Raw genomic sequence first — 2,363 nt, 5'->3', positions numbered from 1 at the left:
CCGGCCATCTCCGGCGTGACACCCAACTCCGCCAGCAGCATCGACAGCGCCTTGAGCTTGCGGTACGCAGCGATCAGGAACGGTAGCGACAACAGCAGCGCCCCACCCCAGATCAATGCTTTTTGCCAGCTCGGATCGCTGATCCAGGCTTGCAGGTAAACCGACATCCGCTCGGCGAAATAGCCGCCCGAAACAAAAATCGCGATGACCAATGCCAGGTTGATACCGACCTGCAGCAGGATTCGCCTGATCATGGCGGCCACCATGGCGCTCTCGCCCCGTGGCTGAATACTGCGCAACCATTCACCATACATGCCCAGCACGCGCGTCAGCCGTTGCGGCATTGCCGAGGCCAGCCTAACTGACAGCGGATCCGCGGCCCTGATCAAGTAAGGCGTCAACAGCGTGGTCAGTACCGACACAGCCACCGCCACCGGGTAAAGAAAATCGCTGGTGACCTGCAAGGTCATGCCCAGCGAAGCGATGATGAACGAAAATTCGCCGATCTGTGAAAGTCCCATCCCGACTCGTAGGGAGGTGCGTCCGTCATTGCCGGCGATAAAGGCGCCGAGACCACAGGAGAGCATCTTGCCCAGCACGACTGCGCAGGTGATCACGGCAATCGGCCAGGCGTATTCAAGCAAAATCGCCGGATCGAGCATGAGCCCGATCGCCACGAAAAATATTGCGCTGAACAAGTCGCGCACCGGCTCTACCAAGCGTTCGATTTTCAGCAACTGCCGGGACTCGGCCATGATCGCACCGATCAGGAATGCCCCCAGCACCATGCTGTACTCAAGCTTCACCACCAGCAGGCAGAAGCCGAAGCAAAGTCCCAACACCGTGATCAGCAGCATCTCGTTACTGTCGAATTTTGCCACGTACGCCAGCAATCTGGGCACCAGCAGGATCCCGATGACCAACGCCACGATCATGAACAACGACAACTTGCCGACCGTGGAGAACACCTCGCCGGAACTCACCGTGCCGCTGACGGCAATGCTCGAGAGCAAGGCGATGATGCCAATGCCAAGGATGTCCTCGACGATCAGCACCCCGAAAATCAGCTGCGCAAAGCGCTCGTTTTTCATTTTCAGGTCATTGAGCGCCTTGACGATGATCGTGGTCGAGGAGATGGCCAGGATCGCGCCAAGAAACAGCGAGTCCATGGTATTCCAGTCGAACCAGCGGCCGATTTCATAGCCGATCCAGATCATCAGGACGATTTCGAGGAATGCTGCGATGAACGCCGTGGCGCCAACCTTGAACAGTTTGCGCAGGCTGAATTCCAGCCCGAGGCAGAACATCAGGAAGATCACCCCCAGCTCGGCCAGGGTCTTGATGGTTTCTTCGTCGTGGATGAAACCAAACGGTGGCGTATGCGGGCCGATGATGAAGCCGGCGACGATATAGCCCAGCACCACCGGTTGCTTGAAACGATGAAAGAGTACCGTTACCAGCCCCGCCACCAGCATGATGATCGCCAGGTCCTGAATGAAGCTGATGGCATGCATGGTGGGGCTCCTTGTGTGAAATGACTCGATGCGGAGTCGGGCGATTCCGGTCCTTTTGTAGGAAATGCCTAAGCTGACGGGCATTTGCAGGTTAACACCGCGACTTCCTGCAAAAAGACAGTGCAATATATGGAAACAGATCCACCGAAGCGTGACGGCAAGCAACGGCGCAGCGTCCCGATATGGGTGGCTGGAAAACGACTGGCCACAACCCAACGCCCGCAGAGGCGCCTCCCCGAAATTGCTGCCTTGAACCGTGAGAACGTTATGGAACCCGGAAACGCCCAGCTGTCGATGACGGTGTTGATGACCCCCGATATGGCCAACTTCTCTGGCAATGTCCACGGCGGCACCTTGCTTAAATACCTCGATGAAGTTGCCTATGCCTGCGCCAGCCGTTACGCCGGTCGCTACGTGGTGACGCTTTCGGTCGACCAGGTCATCTTTCGTGAGCCGATCCATGTCGGCGAGCTGGTGACGTTCCTGGCGTCGGTGAACTACACCGGCAACACGTCGATGGAAGTGGGCATCAAGGTCGTGACCGAGAATATTCGTGAGCGCTCGGTGCGCCATACCAACAGCTGCTTTTTCACCATGGTGGCCGTGGATGACCAACGCAAACCTGCGCCCGTCCCGCCGTTGCACCCGCAGAACAGCGAGGAAAAGCGCCGCTACGAACAAGCCCAGCAGCGTCGGCAGATCCGTCAGGAGCTGGAACGGCGCTATCAGGAAATCAAGGCGGACGGGCCGTAAAGGCCACCGAAAACCAACTGTGGGAGCGAGCCTGCTCGCGATAGCATCAGCCCAGGCAACCGAAATCCCGTGGGGGGGGGGGGGGGGGGGGGGGGG

At 58.5% G+C, this 2,363-nt stretch carries 2 protein-coding genes; one reads left to right on the top strand and one right to left on the bottom strand.

The genetic code is table 11. The features are described from left to right. Positions 1-1,514: cation:proton antiporter (locus ACE04F_RS10080; RefSeq protein WP_486106332.1), on the bottom strand; the 1,514-nt coding region annotated here is incomplete at its 3' end. A 267-nt stretch (positions 1,515-1,781) separates the two neighbouring features. Here ACE04F_RS10080 and ACE04F_RS10075 point away from each other — a divergent pair. Further along, positions 1,782-2,267 carry an acyl-CoA thioesterase gene (locus tag ACE04F_RS10075; protein WP_305497705.1) on the top strand — a complete coding sequence of 162 codons (486 nt, stop codon included), beginning with the start codon at positions 1,782-1,784 and terminating at the stop codon, positions 2,265-2,267. The last annotated feature ends 96 nt before the right edge of the window (positions 2,268-2,363 follow it).

It is taken from the genome of Pseudomonas sp. AGC41, from assembly GCF_057334555.1.
Note: the sequence above shows the minus strand (reverse complement) of the source record. Positions and strands in the feature narration are given on the sequence as shown.